This window comes from Mucilaginibacter sp. L3T2-6 (assembly GCF_030519355.1).
Taxonomy (GTDB): Bacteria; Bacteroidota; Bacteroidia; order Sphingobacteriales; family Sphingobacteriaceae; genus Mucilaginibacter.
This window is the reverse complement of sequence record NZ_JAUMKC010000005.1, coordinates 181,842-200,939: the sequence shown is the minus strand read 5'-3', so window position 1 is coordinate 200,939 and position 19,098 is coordinate 181,842. Positions and strand designations below refer to the sequence as shown.

Below are 19,098 nucleotides of genomic sequence, written 5' to 3'. Positions count from 1 at the left end.
ATGGCTGAAAGAAAAACAAAGGCACAACTGGAAAGAGACCGTTACAATGCGCAGGTATTGTACACCAGGGAGCGCCTTACACAAAAGGAAATCGCCGAAAAAACAGGTGTGTCAGAAAAGACAATCGGCAAATGGGTGGTTGATGGCGGATGGGATAAGCTGCAAAAAAACTTCCTCCTTACCCGTGAGGAACAAATGGGTATGATGCTCGACGAGTTGAACGAGATCAACGCGTACATTAAAAGTCTTCCTGCGGGTTTCAGGTTTGCTGATGCCAAACTCGGCGATGTGCGCCGGAAGCTGGTAAAGGACATTAAGGAACTGGAAACCAAAGCTGCGCTGCCCGAAATTATTGCAGCCCTTAAAATCCTTTTAGATTTTATCCGTAAGGTTAACCTGCAAGATGCGCAGCTGCTTTCCAAATATTGTGACGCATTAATTAAAAGCCTTTTAAGATGAGCGCAGCGTTAGACAAAAAGGCGGTCGTCGACTGGGACAAATACGTACAGGAACTGATGCGCGATACCGTTGTAGTGCGCCATGATACCGAGGAAGACAAGCAAAAGGCCCTGAAAGACCTGGAAGCCGACCCCGAAAAGTGGATGGCTGAAATGTTCCCGAACTATGCTAAATGCAGGCTGGCGCGTTTCCATCGCCGGGCCATTAACCGGCTCATCAAAAACAAGCGCTGGTTCGAGGTGCTGATGTGGGCGCGTGAACTGGCAAAATCAACCATCACCATGATGGTGGTAATGTACCTGGCTTTGGTACCAAAGGAATTAAAAAACATCCTGCTGGTGTCCAACTCCTTTGATAACGCCGTGCGCCTGCTCACCCCTTACCGCCTTAACCTGCAAAACAACCAGCGCATACAGTACTATTACGGCATACAGGAAAAACCGGGCAGCTGGACAGACAGCGAGTTCGTAACCCGCGACGGCGTAAGCTTCAGGGCGCTGGGTGCCGGTCAGTCGCCGCGTGGTACCAGGAACGAAAATTACCGTGTCGACTGCATCCTGATAGACGACATCGATACGGACGAAGAGTGCCGCAATGAAAAGCGTGTACGCGATAAGTTTAAATGGATTCAGGAATCGCTTATTCCTACCGTATCAGTGTCGGGCGACTACCGCATTATCGTTTGCGGTAATAAGATAGCTAAGGTATGCACGGTGTCGCTAATGGTGCCGCTGGCTAAGCATGTGGACATTGTTAATATCCGGGATGAGAACGGTAAAAGCACCTGGCCCGAAAAGAACAGTGAAGCAGACATCGATTACATCCTTTCCATTATCAGCTATGAATCGGGGCAAAAAGAATACTTTAACAACCCGCACGATGCAGGCGATGTGTTTACGCAGATCACCTACGGAAAAGCGCCGCATCCGAGAACATGCCGTATAGTGTTAGCATACGCCGACCCCGCCACATCCAACAGCGATAAAAAGAAAAAAGGCACCAGCTTTAAAAGCGTTCTCGTTATCGGCATCAAAGATTTTACCTATTACGTTTACCGCGTTTGGCTCGACCAGGTAAACAACTCCACGTTTATAGGCTGGCTGTTCGAGGCTGATAATTATATGATGGCTAACTGCGGTCAGCCAAAGAAAATCTACATCGAGAATAACACTTTGCAGGCCCCATTTTACGAGCAGGTGTTTATCCCGCTTATCAAGCAAACAGCCAAAGAGCGTGGGCGCGAAACGCTGCCGCCGATCATGCCCGACACCCGCAAAAAGCCGGAAAAGTACTTCCGCGTCGAGGGTACGTTAGAGCCTATCGACCGCATGGGAAATTTGGTTTTCGATGAAAGCCTGAAAAGTAACCCGCACATGGAAAAGATGGCGGCGCAAATGCTCGGCGTGGCACCTGATGCCGAAACAATGGACGGCCCGGACTGCCTTGAAGGGGGCGTGTACATCATTCAGCACGGCACGCAGGCCGACGCAACCAATACCACAGTAAGTAAACCCGAAACCCGTAGCACACGAAGATAATGGCATTTTTAACCTCCGAAGATTTTAACACCCGCGTTTACCAGGAAAAGATAGACGCGATCAGCAACGGCGACGACACGCTGCTCCCGACAGCCATCAGCGGCGCAATATCAGAAGTGGAAAAGCTTTTGGTAAAGTTCGACTTAGATGATCTGTTCGGCAAAACCGGCGACGACCGCGACCCCATTTTATTGATATGGCTGAAAGATATTGCGATTTGGCATTTTATCGGCCTCTCAAATCCGGGCATCGATTACGAGGATTCGCTGTCACGTTACCAGCAGGCTATTAAGTCGCTCACCGCTATAAAAGGCTCTACTGATGTGCCGCTCGGCTGGAAACTGCGTGCCGTCACCGACACGGATTACCCGGCAGGCACCATCGAGATCAGCAGCCAGTGCAAGCGCGATACCTATCGTTAATTACATATACCCCTATTGATATGACTACTGAAAAAATTACTGTGGGCGGCTTTGGACAGGCGTTGGCGGCTAAAACCGCAGACGGAACGCAGCAGCCCATCATACTGCAAAATATTAACGTCCGGCCTGTTAACCGGCAAAGCCAGGACATAAAGAAATGGCGTGCCGCCCATCGTGCCGCCGAAAGCATGATACCGCGCCGCGTGCTGCTGTACGACCTCTATGCAGATGTGATGCTCGACGGTCACGTGATAGCTGTTACCGGCAAGCTGTACGATGCCGTTACAAATGCTAACTGGGTATTCCTGGATAAGGACGGCAACGAGGTGGACGCGGTAAAAAACATTATCGACAGCCTCGGATTTGACGACCTGCTTACCGAGATAGCCAAATCCGAGGATTGGGGTTACAGCATGGTTGAATGCGATTTCTTTACCGATTTTCGCGGCAACAAGGCGATGAGCGTGTTTCAATGCGACCGCCGCTACATGCGCCCAAATACGGGGATCATCACCACAGAACTGTACGGAGATACCGGCATCAACATCCGCGAAGGGATTTACCCATACTTTGTATTGGAAGCCGGAAACCCTACCGACTTAGGCCGTTTGCTTTCAGTGGCGCAGTACGCCATTTTAAAGGACGGCGACTTTAGCGATTGGGCCGCGTTCGTGCAAACCTTCGGTCAGCCTATCGTATCGGCGGAATGGGACGGATTCGACGAAGGGCAGCGGGCACAATTCGAGAACAAGCTAAAGAACATGGGGCCTGGCAGCAGCGTGACGCATCCATCAGGCAGTAAAATTGAACTGCTGGAAAGCCGGGCCAATGCCGATGGCGCAATGCAGGAAAAGCTGAAGGACGCCCTTAACGCTGAGATCAGCAAAGCCATACTGCACGCCACCGAATCGACCGACAGCAGCGCGACGAGCGGCTACGCCCAAAGCAAAACGCATAAAGAGGTAGAGGACGAGCGCAAAGCATCGCTCATAACCAAAGTGCGGAAGATTTTGAATAGCCGGTTTATCCGCATACTGGAAGCGAACGGCATCGACACCAAAGGCGGTTTATTCAGCGTACAGGCTAACGAAGATCAGCTATCTAAAACAGAATCGTACCAGGTGCATAAGTCGATGGTAAGCGATCTGGACATCCCGATCGACGACGATTTCTTCTATAAAAAATATGGCGCTGAAAAACCGGACGACTACGAGGCCCAAAAAGCCGCTCTATTGGCTGTAAAGGCACAAAATCAGGCGCAGGGGCAGCCAAATAACCCCGCAGAAAACGCACCTACCCCCGGTGCTAAACCGGACAAAAACAACAAAGTCACGCCAACCGGTGGAAATTTAGAGGGGGCTAACGGTAAAAAGCCCAAAGGCAAGCTGGCAAAACTTGTGGATGATTTTGTAAGTTTTTTTCACAAAGCCCCGGCGCTGAAGGCGACCGGGGCGACGATGACGGCATGCTGTGGTAGCAACCCGGCTGTGGATGCACGATTTATACAGCTAACAGAAAAAGTCTCCCCAACCGGGGGAGATTTAGAGGGGGCTAAAACCGATTTGGACAAGGCTAACGATGCGTTTATCCGCGCGGTATGGGATGCCAGCGGCAAAAGCAATTTCTACGCTTCGGTATTCGCATTTACGGCGCAGGTGCTGCTGGATGGCCTGCATGGCGGATGGACAGGTAAACCAATGGTGCAGCTGGCCGATTTGGGCTTTACTTATGGGGTGGACGACCCGGCGCTGCTGACGGCCTTTGAAATGAACCTGTTCAGGTTTGCCGGTGCCAAAACACTGGAAGAGGCGCAGGTATTGAATAAGCTTTACCGCGAAAGCAAAAGCTTTGATGAGTTCTACAAAAAGGCCAGCGAGGTAACAAAGGTGTATAACCGCGCGCAGCTGCAAACGCAGTACAATACCGCCTACTTTACCGGCGAAGCGTCAGCCACCTATACCAGGCTCATGAAAAACGTGCAGCTATTCCCGTACTGGGAATACAAAACCGTTGGCGACGACCGCGTACGGCCTGCACATGCTGCGCTCAACGGACTGATACTACCGGCAAACGACCCGCGCTGGAAAAAGCTGTACCCGCCAAACGGCTGGAACTGCCGGTGCTACGTGGTGGCCCGCACTAAGGACGAGGTGAAAGACATCGACCTGAAGGCAATGCAGGAAAAGGCCGATGCGTATTTCGATACCGCCGAGTTCAAAACCGACAGCGCACAGGGATGGGGCGTTAACCGCGCCGACACCGGCGAAGTGTTTACCGCAAACCAGCAGTACCTGCGCAAATTTGAGGGCAAAGCCAGTAAGATGCTCAACAAACTGGGCAGCGCCGACTTTGACCTGCCCGGCTACAGCCAGGCAAAAAAGGCCGCTACCGAAGCCATGCCGAAATACGAAGGCACCGCAGCAGACTTTTACGACGCACAGGTGAAAGACGGCGTGGCGACCGTGAAGGATTATAACGACCGGCCTTTGCAGCTGGCTAAAAAGGTGTTCGACTTTCACACCACCGGCAAAAAGCAGTACCGCGAGGCGTACCTGGAAGCCATGATGCAAGCCCTGCAAAAGCCGGATGAAGTTTGGGTGAGCGGCGACAGGTACAATCCTTCCACGCTGAACCAGCTGCTGTACATCAAGTATTTTACCGACGAGACGATAGTAGTTATTGCCGAAGTGGATAAGAATAATGTAACGCAGGTAAATACCTGGTTCCCGTTGTCGGAGAACAGGTTCAGTATCGGGCAGATGCGCCGGGGATTGTTGGTGTACGGGGGAAATAAATAAAGCCGCGACCATAAGACACGGCTTTATTGGGATTTTAAAAGCATTTTAAAAGTGGCCCTGTCCCCATCATCCCGAAGGCGCTCACAGTGCCGCCACCTTTTAAAACATAACAAAGATAAAACATTTTTTTTAAAAGTCTCCCCTACTGGGGGAGATTTAGAGGGGGCTAAGATGCCATTAAGCAACAAAGATAAGATACACCGTTTTTTTGCAGCGCTGCCGGTGGAGATACAAACCAAAGTGCCGCCCATCATCGGCGAAACTGCGGTAGAGCTGTTTAAAGAAAACATCCTTTCCGGCAGCTATGACGGTGTGCCGTGGCAACCTTTGAGCAAAAGCTACCTGGCAGCAAAGAAGCGAAATAAGGATAAAATACTTTACTTAAACGGCCTGCTGTTCGCCAGCATACGCTACAACGAGCCGGAAGCCGGTAAAGTGATCGTGAGCGCAGGCAGCAGTAAGGTTCCGTACGCCCGCATCCATAACGAGGGGCTAACGGTGAACACCATTGCGCGTGTGGGCGCTTACACCCGCAATAAATACAAGGTAAGCAAGCGCGGCAAACGCAGCAAAAGCGGCACGGTGGAGGTGCGCGAACACACCCGCAAAATGGATTACACCATGCCGCGCCGCCAGTTTATGGGCTACAGCTATGAGTTACGCAAACGATTTATACAACGCATTAAACCACTGTTTAAAAAATGAAAAAGCTATTTTTAAAAATAAGGGGCTTGCTGATGCAGGTAGCCGACCTCAAATACGTATCCTGGGATTTAGGGCAGCTGGAACAGGAGATGCCGCCAGTGCAATACCCCTGCGCACTGTTCACCATAGCTTACGTTAAATGCAGCGACACGCAGGACGGTGATCAGCGCGTAAAGGCCGTAATTACCATCAGGATTGCCTTTAATACAACGATGGACAGAACATCGTCCAACTTCAGCGACCATGCTGCTGATATTGCGTTAAGCTGCTTAGATACGGTTGAATCGGTTTACAGCAAGCTGCAATCATACTGGGATGACGAAGTAGAGCAGCTAAGCCGGGTAAGCCAAACACAGGAAAGGCGTAACGATAAGCTGACCGTTATTGCGATGCCGTTTGAGACGGAATTTGACGAGGTGGCCAGTTAGGCGAAAGGTAAAAGGCGAAAGGCAAAAGCGAAGCATCGTTTACCTCATAGATTGCCGTACACCCTGCGCATTTTTTAACGGTGATATTTTCGGGTTGCAATACTTCTGCCAGCAGCTTGCCGCCGCATTCCGGACAGGTATAAACAATTTCTGTCATCCCCAAATATATCAGTTCCAGCTAAAAAACGGGTATTTCCTTTGCAATTCCTTACGGGTGGTATTTTTCAGGCGCAGCTGCTTTAAAAAATCCTGCCGCTGCATCAGGCGCTGGCCGATCACCGTTTCGCTGATAAAAAATTCTTTGCTTAGCTGTGTGAGGCAAATATCGTAGCGTTTGCCTTCCAGGTGGCCCCAGTAAAAGAAGCGGCAGGCAAGCGCATCATCGCGGTCATCCGTAAAGCAGCCTTTCAGGTGCTTTTCGGATGCCATGTTTAAATCATTAGAAACGATGGCCATTAAGGCTTTTTGACCGCGCAGCATAAATTAATCGGGTTCCCAAATATACTAAGCGGCAAAGCGGGTTTGCAAAAGGAGATTTATTACGGGGGAAAGGTGAAAGGTAAAAGGCGAAAGCGGAAAGGTTTTAAAGCACTTTAGACAGCGGCTTTCCTGATAATACTTTCCAAAGTGCTTTAAGCTGGGTTAAATTGTTAGGATGGTTTAATCCGAATTGAATCTCCGTTGCTGTGTCGTCATCAACCTTGAATTGTAAAAGGCTCATCTTATCACCGACACCAGCATAGAACCCTAAAAACATACGTGCGTGTCCTATATCTTTAATCAGATATCCGTTCCAATGATAAAAGCCATAATCGGTTAAGAGTGTCCTGTCGATATACATATTACAAGTCTTTAGCGGTATTAGCGACCTGCTTTTGTCTGAACTCGGCTAATTCTATATCCAACGGTTTGCAGGTAAAAACGGCGTTGCCTGTTGGTTGCAGTATTTTGGTATTCAATTGCAGATCAACTTTATTACCAATCCACTGATACACCCTTATATACTTATTTTCCTGTATCGGCACACCATAGGCCTTGGTCAGGGTGGTAAACATGTCCAGGTTCTGCGACTTATCGAAAATCAAAATAATGCTTACAACCTTATTCCTAAACACAGACAGGCCGATAGCTTTGAGTTTAATATCGCCTATATGGAACATACTGGTGTCTTCAACACTGTAGGTATAACAGCTGTCCCTGTCCGGCTTACCATCTGCCCTTGTATTTTCCATCTTATGCTTAATGGAAGTTATTTCGCTGCCTAAAAGAATGTCCTTAAATCCGTTTTTCTCATCAAGATAACCACGTGTGCCAACCTGTGCAAAGGTTACAACCGGCAGCAGGAATAGAAGTAAAAGTAATTTCATAAGGTTTGATTTTTAATGAAGGTAAATTAATTAGGTTTAACACGTTGAACTATTTTCATTTGAGGTGTACCAATATTTTCAAGCGCTATTATCGGAGAATTTCTATACCCTGCATTCATAGGGCAGTATATAATTACATGCGGCTCATAACCTGGCAGTACATTCACTCCCATAATCTTCATATCGCCTTCTGGCGGCAAAGTAGCGTCATAGCCAGCAATCCAATATTTAAGAATGTTTTCTAAAGATTTTTGCATCATTATTACTAACTGGCCATTTGAGTAGTTGTAGTGATTCATCATTGAAATCATTTTTCGAATATGGTAGATGATTTCCCGGCAGTTTTGGGGGTCAAATGGGTTAGGTTTGTCAGAATAGGCTATCATAATGATACAATATTAAAAAATCTCTTTTAAATTCCTTTTAAAAAATCCCTGTAAACAATTTCGAACTGCGAGACAAGCGCAGGTAACTCCGAATATTTAAACGCGTCTAAGGGCTTATTTTGCCCCGAAAACCGGATGCACCAATTATTCACCCTTTTCATATCCACGCGGGTGGTGCCGGGCAGTTCCCAGTGCATTTCGTGGGCCATGCTTAGTATTTTCCGGCGCATCTTTTCGGCAGGGTTGCCGGTCTGCCCTAAAAAGCTATTCAGGTACTTTACCAGCGCCTGGGTTTCGTCGTGCGTCATTTCGCTTAAATGCTCGGTACGGCCATTGGTGTAATCATACACCATATCCTCTTTGTGCTGTGTTAGCCCGGCCTTGGCCAACAGGCCGCGAACCATACCAATCTGTTTGGGGGTCATACTTTTTCCTTCTTAGATTTCACAAGACTTGTTTTTGATACCTCTTCTAAGTAATCAATATCATCTTGGTTGTAGAATTTCAGCTTGTTCTTATAGTATGCAATTGGCCTTTTAGCCTGATTAAGGCCGTTAACAACTGATTGCCAGTATCTAATACTTTTAAGCTTTTGCCTTGCCTCGTAAGGTTTTTTATTATGTTTCATTTCAATTTCATCCAATCAGTTTCAAAATATCTTTCTCTTATATATTTTTCCGGGTCTGCTATGCCGCGGCTTTTTAAGTAGCAGTATTCCTGGTATTGTTTAATGCGCATTAGGGCCTGCATCTTTTCGGCATCGCTTAGCTTATTATATAGCGGCTCGGTTCTTTTGCGGTTATGCTTTTTGTCGTAGGCATTCCAAAATCTTTCGAAGGTTAAATCTTCGGGTACTTCGGTGATGGTGGCCTGTACCTTTGTTTTGAATGTCTCCAGTTCGTGTTTATCGATGGGTATAAAGCGCTTCATCCACTTTACTACCACCTCGTCGGCTATCTCGTTATTATAGAAAACGATGTCGCCGTTGTGGTCGTACCCAAAGGTTACCTGGCCTTTGAACCTGGGGGATGTGAGTATGTATTTTTGCATATCGTTTGTTTTAATGTAGGGGGTAAAAGATTTTTCTGCTTTCAATCGGGGCAAAAACCGCGTTTTTATAGCTGTTTTGGCACAAAATCAGCCTTGAAGCACAGGGGGTAAATGCATTTACCCCCCATCATTCGCGGCTTTTTTTTCGTCTGAAACCTCGTTTTTAACCACGCTAAGGGCGTTTTTTGCCTTTAACCGCTCCTTATCGCGTTCCTCAAAAAATTTAGGCTCCAGTACACGGGCGCGTTCCTCGTAAATCACGTACTTTCTATTGCCGCCAAACCTGTTCTTTTTTGGCTCGGCGATGTAGTTTTTTACCAGCAGCGTGATGTGGCCCAGCCTTGCTATGGTTTGCGCCAGTATGCCCATAGGCAGTTTGCCGCTCGGCTCTTTGTGGCTTATCCATATAAAACCCTTCTTTTTGCATTTCCTGTTAGTCAGCAGAAAGGCAAAGTCCTTTTTGTCGAACTCGCTGAACTGCGTACTGTCGATGACGTAGAAGTCGGGACTGTTACGGGCTAACACCTTATTTTTGAAGTCATCGAAATAGGAAATGTCGTCGTCCTTATCAGCGTGCGGGTCGGATATTTGAAAGTATTCGGCAACGTCAATCATATTGTTTCTCCGTACTGCCTTCTGCAAATCCAGTCCGTGACTCTGCTCATAGCTTACCCAGTCGACAGATACCCCCTGCGAACAAAGCTGCTTTACAAACTGCATTGCCCCCTCTGTTTTACCTTCGCCTGTATCTCCTAAAAAGGTGATGTGTACGCCCTTCGGTATTTCTGGTATACACTCGCCCCATTCGCCACCAACGTTTATGGTGTCGTAGGTTTTTTGCAGCATTTGATATGCGCCTATTGTTTTCATTTAGTACTTTAAATCTGTCCAGTGAATAATTTTGCCGGTAAAGTCGGTATTGAAGTAGGCGAAGAAATCAGCTACTGTATCAAAGCCGTCATTTATGGCCAGTTGCTTAACGGCGGCATCACTCAATACATTTCCATCAATATAAACATGTATGTTATTGAGAGGGCAGGGATAGTTTTCTTCAGGAAAATAGCCTATTCTATAATCTTGAACCCTTACACACTTTATCACAGGCGCAAATTGAAAGCGGTTTCGTGTCCTGTTATTTATTACCGGGTGAATATCCATTCCGGCTCGCCAGCGGTTATGCTCATCGCGTCTTATAGTGTGACCCTTTGGCTTGTAATTTTCAATAGCAGTTCTGTAAGTATCAATAAAACGTAAACGCTCATCAACAAGCAGCGGATAATCCCGTAATAATTCGCACGCCTTTTCAATAGATATAACTCCTTCTAACTGCAAAGCAGATATTATTTTTTCCGGGAAGTAATTAGGCTTACCGTTTATTTTTGTTGAAAATCCTAAAGTCATTTTGGTGAAATTTGATTAGTCTAAAAACTTATGCGCCGGTACCGGCTTAGTTATTTCAGCCTCAAAAATTGCGTTCAGCCCTAATTTTAGGGATTGCTCAAATTCCCACTGTGCGCCGGGACTATCTGTCCAATCGGGCAGCAGGTAAATGTGGTCGGCCATGTTGAGCAGGGTCAGCGCCAGGCGCATGGCGAATTTCCAGTCGCAATCCGGAGAAATAAAGGCGCAGGGGTTCAGTACGTGAAAGCCCTGGCTTTCCAGCTGCTGTTCGGCCTTTTTGAATTTGGCCTCGTAATCTTCGGGTTTAAGTCCGCTCACTTTACCGGCAACGTATATCACCGGCTTTTTTGATTTTGCCAAATGGTTGGCAAGGCGCAGTAAAAACTGCGTTTTGCTGATCTGCTGTGTTGTTTCGCTCATATCAATAGTTTTTAAAGGGTTTTTAAAATCAGTTTAGTAAAAGTCCGTTGGTCATTTGGCGGTTGAAGCTGCCGCCTTCAATGCCGCGCAGCCGCATGAGGTCGGCTACTTCCTTATCCGATAACTCATCCATGTTAATTGAAATAAGATGCTGCTTATCTACAAGGTCGCTGGCGATGATGTACTTGTCAAAAAACAAGTGTTGCAGTTCCTTTCGCCTGGCATTGCGGGTTTTGGCTTTGCGTTTCTTCTTAACTTCGGCAAGGCACAGCTTTTTAAACTTCCGGTTCATGTGGGGTTTAAAATAGCCGTACGCGCAGTCCATCGTCACCCAATCGGCGTAGGTGAGTTTTATAACCAGGCGTTTACCACGCCATGTATCTTTGTAAAGTGCGTCGCGTGCGCTATTATCGTCTACCATGCGCCGCAACAATAAAATAAACAGCCATACATCCATATCAGTTGCGTATTTAAAGATGTATGTCTTTTTAGCGGCTTCGTCAAAGTCTGTAGCATCCAGGTCGTATTTGGCTATCATCTTATCCAGCGCCTTTTGCGCTGCGGCCTTTTCGCCATCGGTAGCGCCGCGTTTTACGAGTTCGTATATTTTGGATAGCTTGTTTTTTAGTTCGGGTGTTAGCATGGTTTTAAAGGGTTTTTAAAAAGGTAAATCGTCGGTCTCTTCATCATAGCCCAAATCAGGCCGCAGGGTAATGACATCGCCATCGTCCCAATCTTCGCAATCGCAGCTGGTGCCACCGTCCCAAAACTCGCCGCCACAGGTTGAGCAAGTCCAATTGTGGTTATCCCAATCGTCGTCGTCGCCATCCAAATCAGCAGCGTATATATCCCAAAAAATATCTTCTTCGGTTAGTGCATGATAATGAGGCACACCATCGTCGCTAACCTTTGGTTTAAGGTTGGTTCCAAAGCATACATTACATTGCAATACCGTGTAAACTTTATCGCGTGAGATATCGCAATCCTGTATGTGACCTACCCGCCATGTTTCGCCGCATTTGCAGCCGGTGTATATTTGTGCAAACATTTTTCTATTTTTTTATGAACCCGCCCCGGCCTTGAACCGGGCGTGGCTTCCTGCCGGGTTAGGATTTTTTAATTGAATCAAACTGCTTTTTGTTAATGATATACATTACACAGTAATGTGTTTGTCCGATAGTTGCTGATCTCATCAAGTCGTTAAAACTTCGTCTGTCCACACCCATAGTAACCAATCCGCCAGCATTATGCGTTTTCATCTCAATAAGGTTTGTTGATGACCTTATATCTAAATTTTGAGTAACCATTTGCTCTAAAACGGCTATGTCGCTCTTCGTTTCTGACATTGCTTTATTATTTTATCGATGAAAAATTCAGTTGCACATCCACATACTCGCCTCGGTCGTCCTTAATCCACACCTGGAAGTATTCTTTGCTGTTGGGTTTGCGGATGGCTTTGTCGATAAAGGCCATAGCCTCGGCGTAACGGCTGTCTTTAATGCGGTCGGCGTAGCGGCGCAGGCCTAAAACGCGTTTGGTGTCGAGTCTGCCGCCGCTGGTGGTAAAGGCATCCATCACCAGGGGTTTAACAAAGTCGGCGGCGGCGCTTAGGCCATCTTGCAGCAGTTCGTCCAGCTTTGCTTTGGCGAGGTCGATATAGTTGTCGTCGAACTGTATCTGCTCACTTACCGACACGGTGGCTTTGATGCTGCGGTCGAAATTGTACAGGGTAATGCCGCCTTTGCCTTTGCCCGGCTTTTTGCCGCCATTCTCGGCTATGAAGGCGTCGTACATCTGTTCGGCTTTGGCAAACACATGCTCTTTAAAGGCTGTGAGCGCTTTGTTAAGGTTCAGTGCCTGTTTGGCTATACCCGATAATTCGCGTTCGTTAAGACGCTCTGATTGTTTAATACGGGCATAGGGTATGGTGCGCCCTGCCTCGTCGTTCCAACTGCCGTCAGCCGGTTTTTGTTGTTTTACTGTTAGTGTCATTTTATGCATTTAAAAATTTGTAAAAATTATGTTGGTTAGTTATTTGGTCGGTTAATTCAGCTTCTATCTGCGTGCAATGTTTTAACACCATATTCCATTCGTATGGCATATCAAAAAGGCCGTTATCCCGCCAATATATGCGGTAGGCAAGCGCTTCCGCATCGTTCAGCTTCACGCCGTATTTTTTGCGCGGCTCACCTTCCCACTTGTTGCGGAACTTTTTGTATATGGCTATCATCAGCGCAGTTATCAATCTTTCGTCAAAGCTTTGAGGCCGGTTGATTAATACTACTTTGTTAAATAACTTATATAGCGCTGCGGCTTCCTGCGGGGTTAATTTTATCGTCATATTCTTTCGCAGTCTTTACGGTTTAACCTGGATTCAATCAGCTGCACTTTGCGTTTAAAGTGCCTGTCAGTTGCGTACAGGTTATTAAACTTATCAAGTGCATAAATCATCGTACTGTGGTCTCTTTTGCTGAATATGGCCCCCAATTGTTTTAGGCTGATATTCCTGTTGTTACGCTTAATGAAGTAAATGGCGATATACCGCGCGTCTACTATATCTTCCTGCCTTGATTTACCTTTTATATTGGCAGCGCTAATGCCAAATGTGTCCCCAATGAGTTTGATAATTTCATCGTAGTTGGATGTCTCACGTTTCGGCAAATACAGCGGAAACATGCAGCTTACCGACTTGATATTGAATATGGTATGGTTACAGAAAATCATACTTGTTCCTCCATTTGCACCCGCCTTTCACCGCAGGCGATGTACATTTTTTTAAATTGCTTATTGGTTTCAAGCAGGCCGCTGATGGTTTTTAGCGCATACGGCACATTGGTGGGGTGCATGCAAAACCATTTGGCTATTACCTTATTTTCAATACCTTCCTCGTTCATCATAGCTATGGCCACGTATCGGGCAAAAAGGCAGTTATACGGCGCACGGTTAAGCATTTCAAGGCGATCTATGGCCGTCTCCTGCTCTACAGTGGTTAAAATTTCTATATCGGTCATATACTCACTTTCCTTTCTTTTTTCTGCTTAGCCACGTTGCATACCTCGTCTATCACCTGGCGCTGAAAGGCATGCTGCATCACCACAAAATGCGGGGTGTATTCAATGGCCTCGGCATCGTGGGTTATCTCATAAAGCATCACCATTTCGGGCTGTGTAAGGTTCTTAACCTCGCCGATGAACTGCTCGTCGCGCCGGTGCCAGTGATTGCGCCACCATGCCCAAAAAGCAGGCGCTTCCTTTAGCTGCTGCACGCCCCACACATCGTCGCCGATCTGACGGGCGATGTAGGCATCGGCCTGCTGCATCTGGAACTCGCCGTATTGCAGGTCATTCCAGCCGAGCAGCTGCATTACCTTTGCACGGGTTACCTGCTGTATGGTTTTGATGGCTTTAACGTGGCTCATAGTTTTAGTCGTTTTGGGTGATCTTAGTTTTATGCACCAGTCGTTCCACGCGGCGGAGGTCTACCTGGTTTTGCCCTTCAAGGCTGTCGTTAACAATGGTGTTGATGGCTAACTGTTCGGCTATGCCATTGGCGCGTACTACGGCGGCACCGTCCTTTTGCGTTGGGGCCGGTATAGACAGCAGCTTACCGCCGAGGCGGCTCAAAATTTCGTTGTAGCATATCTTGCCTTTCTCTACACCCCTGTATATCCGGGTGGCAAGATTTGGCGTGCCGAGCAGCACGATACCGGCCTTATTGTGCAGTTCGTTGTAAAAGTCTATGAACATAAACAGCACATCATTTTTAACCTTCTCTATCTCGTCGACGATAAACAGCGGCGCTGTCATCTTTGCCGTGCGGGTAAATACCTCGTTAAGCAGGCCGGTGATGGTGAAGATATTATGGGTAAAGCCTAAGCCTGTTAGCGCCTGTTTAAGAAAATCGCGCTCGGTGGTATGGCGCTGGCATTTAATGATAATTACATCCTTGTGGGCTTTTTTATACTCGTTCATGGTATAAGTTTTGCCGCTGCCAGGGATGCAGATCACGCCGAATACGTTGGCGAACCTTTGCGCATCTCCGAAAATGCCGCTTAGCGTTTGATACGGCATCGTGTCGGCATGCTGCCACTGCTCATCAAGCTTCATGTTAAGCGATGCGGCCAGCTTACGCCAGGCGCCATCGCTGATGGATTCCCATTTGCGATTTAAGATGTTGCTGCCGTACGCACCGTTTAGGGCTACTTTTTTAAAGGCAAGGTTGTTGCTGCCGGTAATAGAACAAAAGTTGTTTAATTGTTCCCTGATTTGTTCCTTTGTGGTGTTGTCTAACATAATTACTGGTTAATTAAGGTGATTATTAAGGGGCCGCAGGGTTAGAGCTGCTGCCCTTTTTTTATTTTTAAAAGCCTTTTAAAAGTCTGCCCTGCCGGGGGAGATTTAAAGGGGGCTTATAATGCTTGTCTCCAATCGTAAACCTCTGCCGGTTCCTCGTTTTCAAATACCTGTCCTGCTATCTGCCGCTGTGCCTGGTGACTTACAGCTTTATCTGTTACCCCGGCCTGTAAAATGCTGGCCGCATCAACCCCGTAGCGTGATAGTGTTTTCTTCCGCTCTTCCAGCTGCTGCATAATGTGGGTATTGATCTCCTTTTTGAAGTCGAGCAGGTTGTTAAGCCGCTCGCGGTCGTCCGGCTGGTAGTCGGCCAGTGCCGATGGCATCTTTTGGAACTGCTTAGCCACGAAGCGCAGGCCGCGCCCATCGCTGATGAGTACCTCATCCATGTTGTACGGGTCGTAAGTAACCTGAACCTGCTTGTTTACATGCTCCATATACAGTTCGTTTGGTATCTCGAAGTTGTATTTCTTCTTACCGATTTCGGCGATGATACCGGCAGCAGTGATGCGGTTAGTGTGCGTATGAGTAATGCCGAACAGTTGCAGGCGTTTTTCGGCTGTAATTTGCCTTTTTTGGCTTTTTAAAGAGTTTTTAAAGGCTTTTAACCACTCTTCCTTCCGTGGTAAACCGCTGGCCGGGTTCACCGTTTGGCGCATGTTTTCGATGAATTTTGCCACATATTGCGGGGCTGATTCCTTATCGGGGTAGTCTTTTTTAAGCAATTGGATAGCATCCGGGTTGCGTTTTTCCTGCGCGGTGATGTTGTAACCGGCATAATTGGGGAACATCTTTAATTCCTGGTGCCAGGTTATGCCAAAGCTGCGTTCGATGTACTTACCCTGGGCCACCTTTACCGCTGCCGGTGTAAAGTGTGCCTGGTTGCTGAAAAACGTTGCCAGTGGGCCTGTTTTTTGCTTGTCAATGGCCCAGTGATCGGTTTGTATCTGATGCCACAGGTAGCTGTCGCCGGTTAACTCCATTACGTGGTTCATGGCGTTGCGGTAGGCGGCTTTTATAAGTTCAATGGTCACCTCTTCGCCTATGGCATAGCCTAAAATGTAGTCGTTAAAGGCATCGATAATCACGTACACCGCTGGCCGGTAGAACTCGCTGACAACGGTTTTGCCCTTTTTATTTTCTTTAGTTTCCTTAAAGTACAGGTCTAAGATATTATCGTCAGAGTTGATGAGCAGCATAGGTGCCGATGGCCGTTCCCGCTCAATTCGCTTGCTGAATTTATTATAAGATACGGCGGCACCGTCGCGGGTAAGTGTAGTTAACAGGGCCGTTTTCTTTCGCCAGTAGCCTACAGCAGCGGGGGTAATTGCAGCGCGGTTATTGTTTACGGCCCATTCGTTGTATTTTGCAGCGATGATGGTGTCGTCGTGCTTGTGCGGGTGTGCGATCAGCTGCACCAGCAGGGCTTCCGATACTTCGTCGTTTATCTTGGCCGAATTGCTGTTACCGAAGCGCCATGCTTCTACCAAACAGGCGTAACCGTCCTTTTTATAGGCTTTTAAAGCCTCTTTAAGGCGCTTTGAGGCGTACGGTACAGCAACTTTTTTACTGCGCAGCAGGTCGCCAACCAGTTCCCAAAAAGCTTCAATGCTCACGTTTAGCGCCTGTTTTAAGGCGCGTTTGTCGGTTGTAAAGTGCTGAATAGCGTTTAGCCAGGTTGCGGCTTTGGTATATTTCTCTACGTGTGTTTCGGGCAGCTTGCTTTTGTTCGGCAGCACGTATTTGCTGTAAAAGCGTTCGGCCTCGTCGTCCCAATTGATTTTTACGTAGTCGATTAATGGCTGTTTGGCGATGTATTGGTACGGGTCGCCGTATTGTTTGGTGATGGCATCCCTATATTTCAAGGGTAATGTTTCAAATTCGATAAGAACCTCACGACCGTAGGCGCTACGTCCGAACACAGTTATTTGCTTCCTTGCTTTTAAGCTGTCATAGGTGCCTTTAGGCATAATGTCAGGTACAAGTTCGTCAAACGTGAGACACAATATTTTACGATCGTTGAATTTCATAATCAATCAGGGGTCGCTCCCTTCCCGGCCTCGAACCGGGGATGGTTGCCAATAGGGATATTAGTATTTTTGGATGCCTGGCTTTAGGATAATGAGTATGAAAAACAGTATCACAAACAGAACTATGCCGAACATTAACGCTTCTATGGCGGTGGCTTCGCCGTAAATAAGGCGATAGGTAAAGGATTGGATTTTGGTGATTAGCTTTTTCATTGTGTTGTCTGTTAGAGTTAGAGATTATATTTTGAACCTTTTTTTGAGAGTAGCCACTCGCATTGACAATAAAAGGGTAGATGAAATCGGATAGCCGTTTGCCCTTAATTTCATCATCTCGTTGTTTAATTCGCCTATTTCTAAAATGGCGTGTCGTTTTGTTGTTATTTTCATGTGTTAGAGTTTTACTATTCGTTTGATTTCGGTGATTAACTTGTTTGAACCGTAAGCCCACAGGTCGTCTACTACCTGTATCGCCTTACCGGCATCGCTGTCTGGGTTACGCTTGCCTGTGCGAACCTTTTTAACCAGGCTTGTTGATTTGCCGGTTATCTCGGCCACTTTTTCGGCAGGAAGCGGTATTTCCGCAGTTTCATTTTCGGGACAAATGGTTTTTAGATTTTTTTCTTTACTTTGCATAGTGTTCCTTTGCGAACACAAATATTATACTAAAAAAGTATAATTCAAAATAAAATATCCATAAAAAGTATAAATAATATACTTATTCAGTATAAATGGCTATCTCTGAACGTCTTAAAATCGCGAGAAAACTACTTGGAATTAACCAGGGAGATGCTGCTATAGGTGCAGGGTTGAAACAGAAAGACGTTTCGATGATGGAAAGCGGCGCAAAAAAATTTATACCGAATGAGTATATTTTATTTCTTTCAGATAAGGGGATAGATATGAATTCCTTATTTGATTTGAGAGATGAGGTTAGATTAATCCATAAATACGAGCACATACCCCACAATGTTACCAGCACATTTAATGAGCCGGACAGTAGTAAAAAGCAATTACCCCAATCCTTAGATACAGATAATTCTAAAAAAATTGCAAGCCCAACTGCAAGCCCAACTGCCCCCGATTATGCCCCCCCAAATGCCCCCCCAACTTCTGAATATGGCGTAAATGCAGTTTACCTTACCCCGCAGTTTATTACGGTTGACAGGGACGGCGAAGAAAACATTTTGCATATATCTACTAAGGCCGCAGCCGGTTATTTGCGCGGCTTTGCGGATAGGGAATACCTTGAAAGGCAACCTTCGTTCCGGCTCCCAGGCTTATCAGATGCCACCTACCGTTCATTTGAAGTCGACGGCGACAGCATGCACCCCACGTTAAAGCATGGGCAGATGGTAATAGGCAAATGGGTTGAAAAACTGGAATATATAAGAGAGGACAGGGTATATATTATAGTGCATAAAACACGCGGCGTTATTATAAAAAGGCTTTTAAACCGCATTAAAGAGCGAAATAAGATAGTTTGCAAGTCCGATGCCACCGACGACAGGCAGATGTACAAAACCTTTGAGATAGACCCCGAAGAGATACAGGAACTGTGGTATGCGGTATTTCACGGCGGTTTTGATTTCCAGTCACCATCCGATCTGTGGAAACGCGTAAACAACAACGAAGCCGACCTGGTGGCCCTGCAAGGCACAGTTGATAAGCTATTGGGTGTAATCAAAACAGCAGGTTTGCTGAAGGAATAGAAGATAACCTTTAAAAGGCTTTAAAAATTAAGG

28 protein-coding genes are annotated in these 19,098 nt (G+C 46.8%); 7 read left to right on the top strand and 21 right to left on the bottom strand.

Annotated features, from left to right (window positions below):
• The 6 genes from Q3W13_RS08135 (at position 1) to Q3W13_RS08110 (ending at position 6,350) form a co-directional block, all read left to right on the top strand.
• The gene (locus Q3W13_RS08135) at positions 1 to 459 is read left to right on the top strand and encodes a helix-turn-helix domain-containing protein (RefSeq protein ID WP_302862780.1); all 459 of its coding nucleotides are present in this window, start codon (positions 1 to 3) and stop codon (positions 457 to 459) included.
• Entirely contained in the window at positions 456 to 1,997 is a 1,542-nt protein-coding gene (locus Q3W13_RS08130) for a hypothetical protein (RefSeq protein WP_302862777.1), read from the top strand. Before Q3W13_RS08135 ends, Q3W13_RS08130 begins: the two co-directional genes overlap by 4 nt.
• The gene (locus tag Q3W13_RS08125; protein WP_302862775.1) at positions 1,997 to 2,419 is read left to right on the top strand and encodes a hypothetical protein; all 423 of its coding nucleotides are present in this window, start codon (positions 1,997 to 1,999) and stop codon (positions 2,417 to 2,419) included. The genes Q3W13_RS08130 and Q3W13_RS08125 overlap by 1 nt, the downstream gene beginning before the upstream one ends.
• A gap of 20 nt (positions 2,420 to 2,439) precedes the next feature.
• Complete coding sequence (locus Q3W13_RS08120) at positions 2,440 to 5,217, top strand: DUF935 family protein (protein ID WP_302862773.1); 2,778 nt, start codon at positions 2,440 to 2,442, stop codon at positions 5,215 to 5,217.
• Positions 5,218 to 5,388: 171 nt separating this feature from the next.
• Positions 5,389 to 5,922 carry a phage virion morphogenesis protein gene (locus Q3W13_RS08115; protein ID WP_302862771.1) on the top strand — a complete coding sequence of 178 codons (534 nt, stop codon included), beginning with the start codon at positions 5,389 to 5,391 and terminating at the stop codon, positions 5,920 to 5,922.
• Complete coding sequence (locus Q3W13_RS08110; RefSeq protein ID WP_302862769.1) at positions 5,919 to 6,350, top strand: hypothetical protein; 432 nt, start codon at positions 5,919 to 5,921, stop codon at positions 6,348 to 6,350. Before Q3W13_RS08115 ends, Q3W13_RS08110 begins: the two co-directional genes overlap by 4 nt.
• 168 nt (positions 6,351 to 6,518) lie before the next feature.
• Here Q3W13_RS08110 and Q3W13_RS08105 read toward each other — a convergent pair whose 3' ends face one another.
• From Q3W13_RS08105 to Q3W13_RS08005, 21 genes are all read right to left on the bottom strand, one after another.
• Complete coding sequence (locus tag Q3W13_RS08105; RefSeq protein WP_302862767.1) at positions 6,519 to 6,779, bottom strand: hypothetical protein; 261 nt, start codon at positions 6,777 to 6,779, stop codon at positions 6,519 to 6,521.
• 154 nt (positions 6,780 to 6,933) lie between these two features.
• Complete coding sequence (locus tag Q3W13_RS08100) at positions 6,934 to 7,191, bottom strand: hypothetical protein (RefSeq protein WP_302862765.1); 258 nt, start codon at positions 7,189 to 7,191, stop codon at positions 6,934 to 6,936.
• A gap of 1 nt (position 7,192) precedes the next feature.
• A complete protein-coding gene (locus tag Q3W13_RS08095) occupies positions 7,193 to 7,717 on the bottom strand; it encodes a hypothetical protein (RefSeq protein ID WP_302862763.1) in 525 nt (174 codons plus the stop codon).
• A gap of 26 nt (positions 7,718 to 7,743) precedes the next feature.
• On the bottom strand, positions 7,744 to 8,103 hold the full coding sequence (locus tag Q3W13_RS08090) for a hypothetical protein (protein ID WP_302862759.1): 360 nt from the start codon (positions 8,101 to 8,103) through the stop codon (positions 7,744 to 7,746).
• Between the two features lie 26 nt (positions 8,104 to 8,129).
• Complete coding sequence (locus Q3W13_RS08085; protein ID WP_302862757.1) at positions 8,130 to 8,528, bottom strand: hypothetical protein; 399 nt, start codon at positions 8,526 to 8,528, stop codon at positions 8,130 to 8,132.
• A gap of 199 nt (positions 8,529 to 8,727) precedes the next feature.
• A complete protein-coding gene (locus Q3W13_RS08080) occupies positions 8,728 to 9,153 on the bottom strand; it encodes a hypothetical protein (protein WP_302862756.1) in 426 nt (141 codons plus the stop codon).
• Positions 9,154 to 9,270: 117 nt separating this feature from the next.
• Positions 9,271 to 10,023: a hypothetical protein gene (locus tag Q3W13_RS08075; protein ID WP_302862754.1), complete on the bottom strand. Its 753-nt coding sequence runs from the start codon at positions 10,021 to 10,023 to the stop codon at positions 9,271 to 9,273.
• Positions 10,024 to 10,554, bottom strand: a complete 531-nt coding sequence (locus tag Q3W13_RS08070) for a hypothetical protein (RefSeq protein WP_302862752.1) — start codon at positions 10,552 to 10,554, stop codon at positions 10,024 to 10,026.
• Between the two features lie 15 nt (positions 10,555 to 10,569).
• The gene (locus tag Q3W13_RS08065) at positions 10,570 to 10,974 is read right to left on the bottom strand and encodes a DUF4406 domain-containing protein (protein WP_302862750.1); all 405 of its coding nucleotides are present in this window, start codon (positions 10,972 to 10,974) and stop codon (positions 10,570 to 10,572) included.
• 28 nt (positions 10,975 to 11,002) lie between these two features.
• Positions 11,003 to 11,617, bottom strand: a complete 615-nt coding sequence (locus Q3W13_RS08060; RefSeq protein ID WP_302862747.1) for a hypothetical protein — start codon at positions 11,615 to 11,617, stop codon at positions 11,003 to 11,005.
• Between the two features lie 15 nt (positions 11,618 to 11,632).
• A complete protein-coding gene (locus Q3W13_RS08055; RefSeq protein WP_302862746.1) occupies positions 11,633 to 12,022 on the bottom strand; it encodes a hypothetical protein in 390 nt (129 codons plus the stop codon).
• Positions 12,023 to 12,080: 58 nt separating this feature from the next.
• On the bottom strand, positions 12,081 to 12,320 hold the full coding sequence (locus tag Q3W13_RS08050; protein ID WP_302862744.1) for a hypothetical protein: 240 nt from the start codon (positions 12,318 to 12,320) through the stop codon (positions 12,081 to 12,083).
• Between the two features lie 7 nt (positions 12,321 to 12,327).
• Positions 12,328 to 12,966 (bottom strand): DUF3164 family protein, encoded by a 639-nt coding sequence (locus tag Q3W13_RS08045; protein ID WP_302862742.1) that lies wholly within the window; start codon positions 12,964 to 12,966, stop codon positions 12,328 to 12,330.
• Between the two features lies 1 nt (position 12,967).
• Entirely contained in the window at positions 12,968 to 13,315 is a 348-nt protein-coding gene (locus Q3W13_RS08040; RefSeq protein ID WP_302862741.1) for a hypothetical protein, read from the bottom strand.
• The gene (locus Q3W13_RS08035) at positions 13,312 to 13,698 is read right to left on the bottom strand and encodes a helix-turn-helix domain-containing protein (protein ID WP_302862739.1); all 387 of its coding nucleotides are present in this window, start codon (positions 13,696 to 13,698) and stop codon (positions 13,312 to 13,314) included. Before Q3W13_RS08035 ends, Q3W13_RS08040 begins: the two co-directional genes overlap by 4 nt.
• Entirely contained in the window at positions 13,695 to 13,985 is a 291-nt protein-coding gene (locus Q3W13_RS08030; protein WP_302862737.1) for a hypothetical protein, read from the bottom strand. Before Q3W13_RS08030 ends, Q3W13_RS08035 begins: the two co-directional genes overlap by 4 nt.
• Positions 13,982 to 14,392 (bottom strand): hypothetical protein, encoded by a 411-nt coding sequence (locus tag Q3W13_RS08025; protein ID WP_302862735.1) that lies wholly within the window; start codon positions 14,390 to 14,392, stop codon positions 13,982 to 13,984. The genes Q3W13_RS08030 and Q3W13_RS08025 overlap by 4 nt, the downstream gene beginning before the upstream one ends.
• A 4-nt stretch (positions 14,393 to 14,396) precedes the next feature.
• On the bottom strand, positions 14,397 to 15,266 hold the full coding sequence (locus Q3W13_RS08020; protein ID WP_302862733.1) for an ATP-binding protein: 870 nt from the start codon (positions 15,264 to 15,266) through the stop codon (positions 14,397 to 14,399).
• A 116-nt stretch (positions 15,267 to 15,382) separates the two neighbouring features.
• Positions 15,383 to 17,356, bottom strand: a complete 1,974-nt coding sequence (locus tag Q3W13_RS08015; RefSeq protein ID WP_302862731.1) for a hypothetical protein — start codon at positions 17,354 to 17,356, stop codon at positions 15,383 to 15,385.
• A 60-nt stretch (positions 17,357 to 17,416) separates the two neighbouring features.
• Positions 17,417 to 17,569, bottom strand: a complete 153-nt coding sequence (locus Q3W13_RS08010; RefSeq protein ID WP_302862729.1) for a hypothetical protein — start codon at positions 17,567 to 17,569, stop codon at positions 17,417 to 17,419.
• A 177-nt stretch (positions 17,570 to 17,746) separates the two neighbouring features.
• Complete coding sequence (locus Q3W13_RS08005; RefSeq protein ID WP_302862728.1) at positions 17,747 to 17,989, bottom strand: hypothetical protein; 243 nt, start codon at positions 17,987 to 17,989, stop codon at positions 17,747 to 17,749.
• Positions 17,990 to 18,084: 95 nt separating this feature from the next.
• On the opposite strand from Q3W13_RS08005, the gene Q3W13_RS08000 reads away from it, so the two are divergent.
• The gene (locus Q3W13_RS08000; RefSeq protein WP_302862727.1) at positions 18,085 to 19,065 is read left to right on the top strand and encodes a S24 family peptidase; all 981 of its coding nucleotides are present in this window, start codon (positions 18,085 to 18,087) and stop codon (positions 19,063 to 19,065) included.
• Positions 19,066 to 19,098 lie beyond the last annotated feature (33 nt).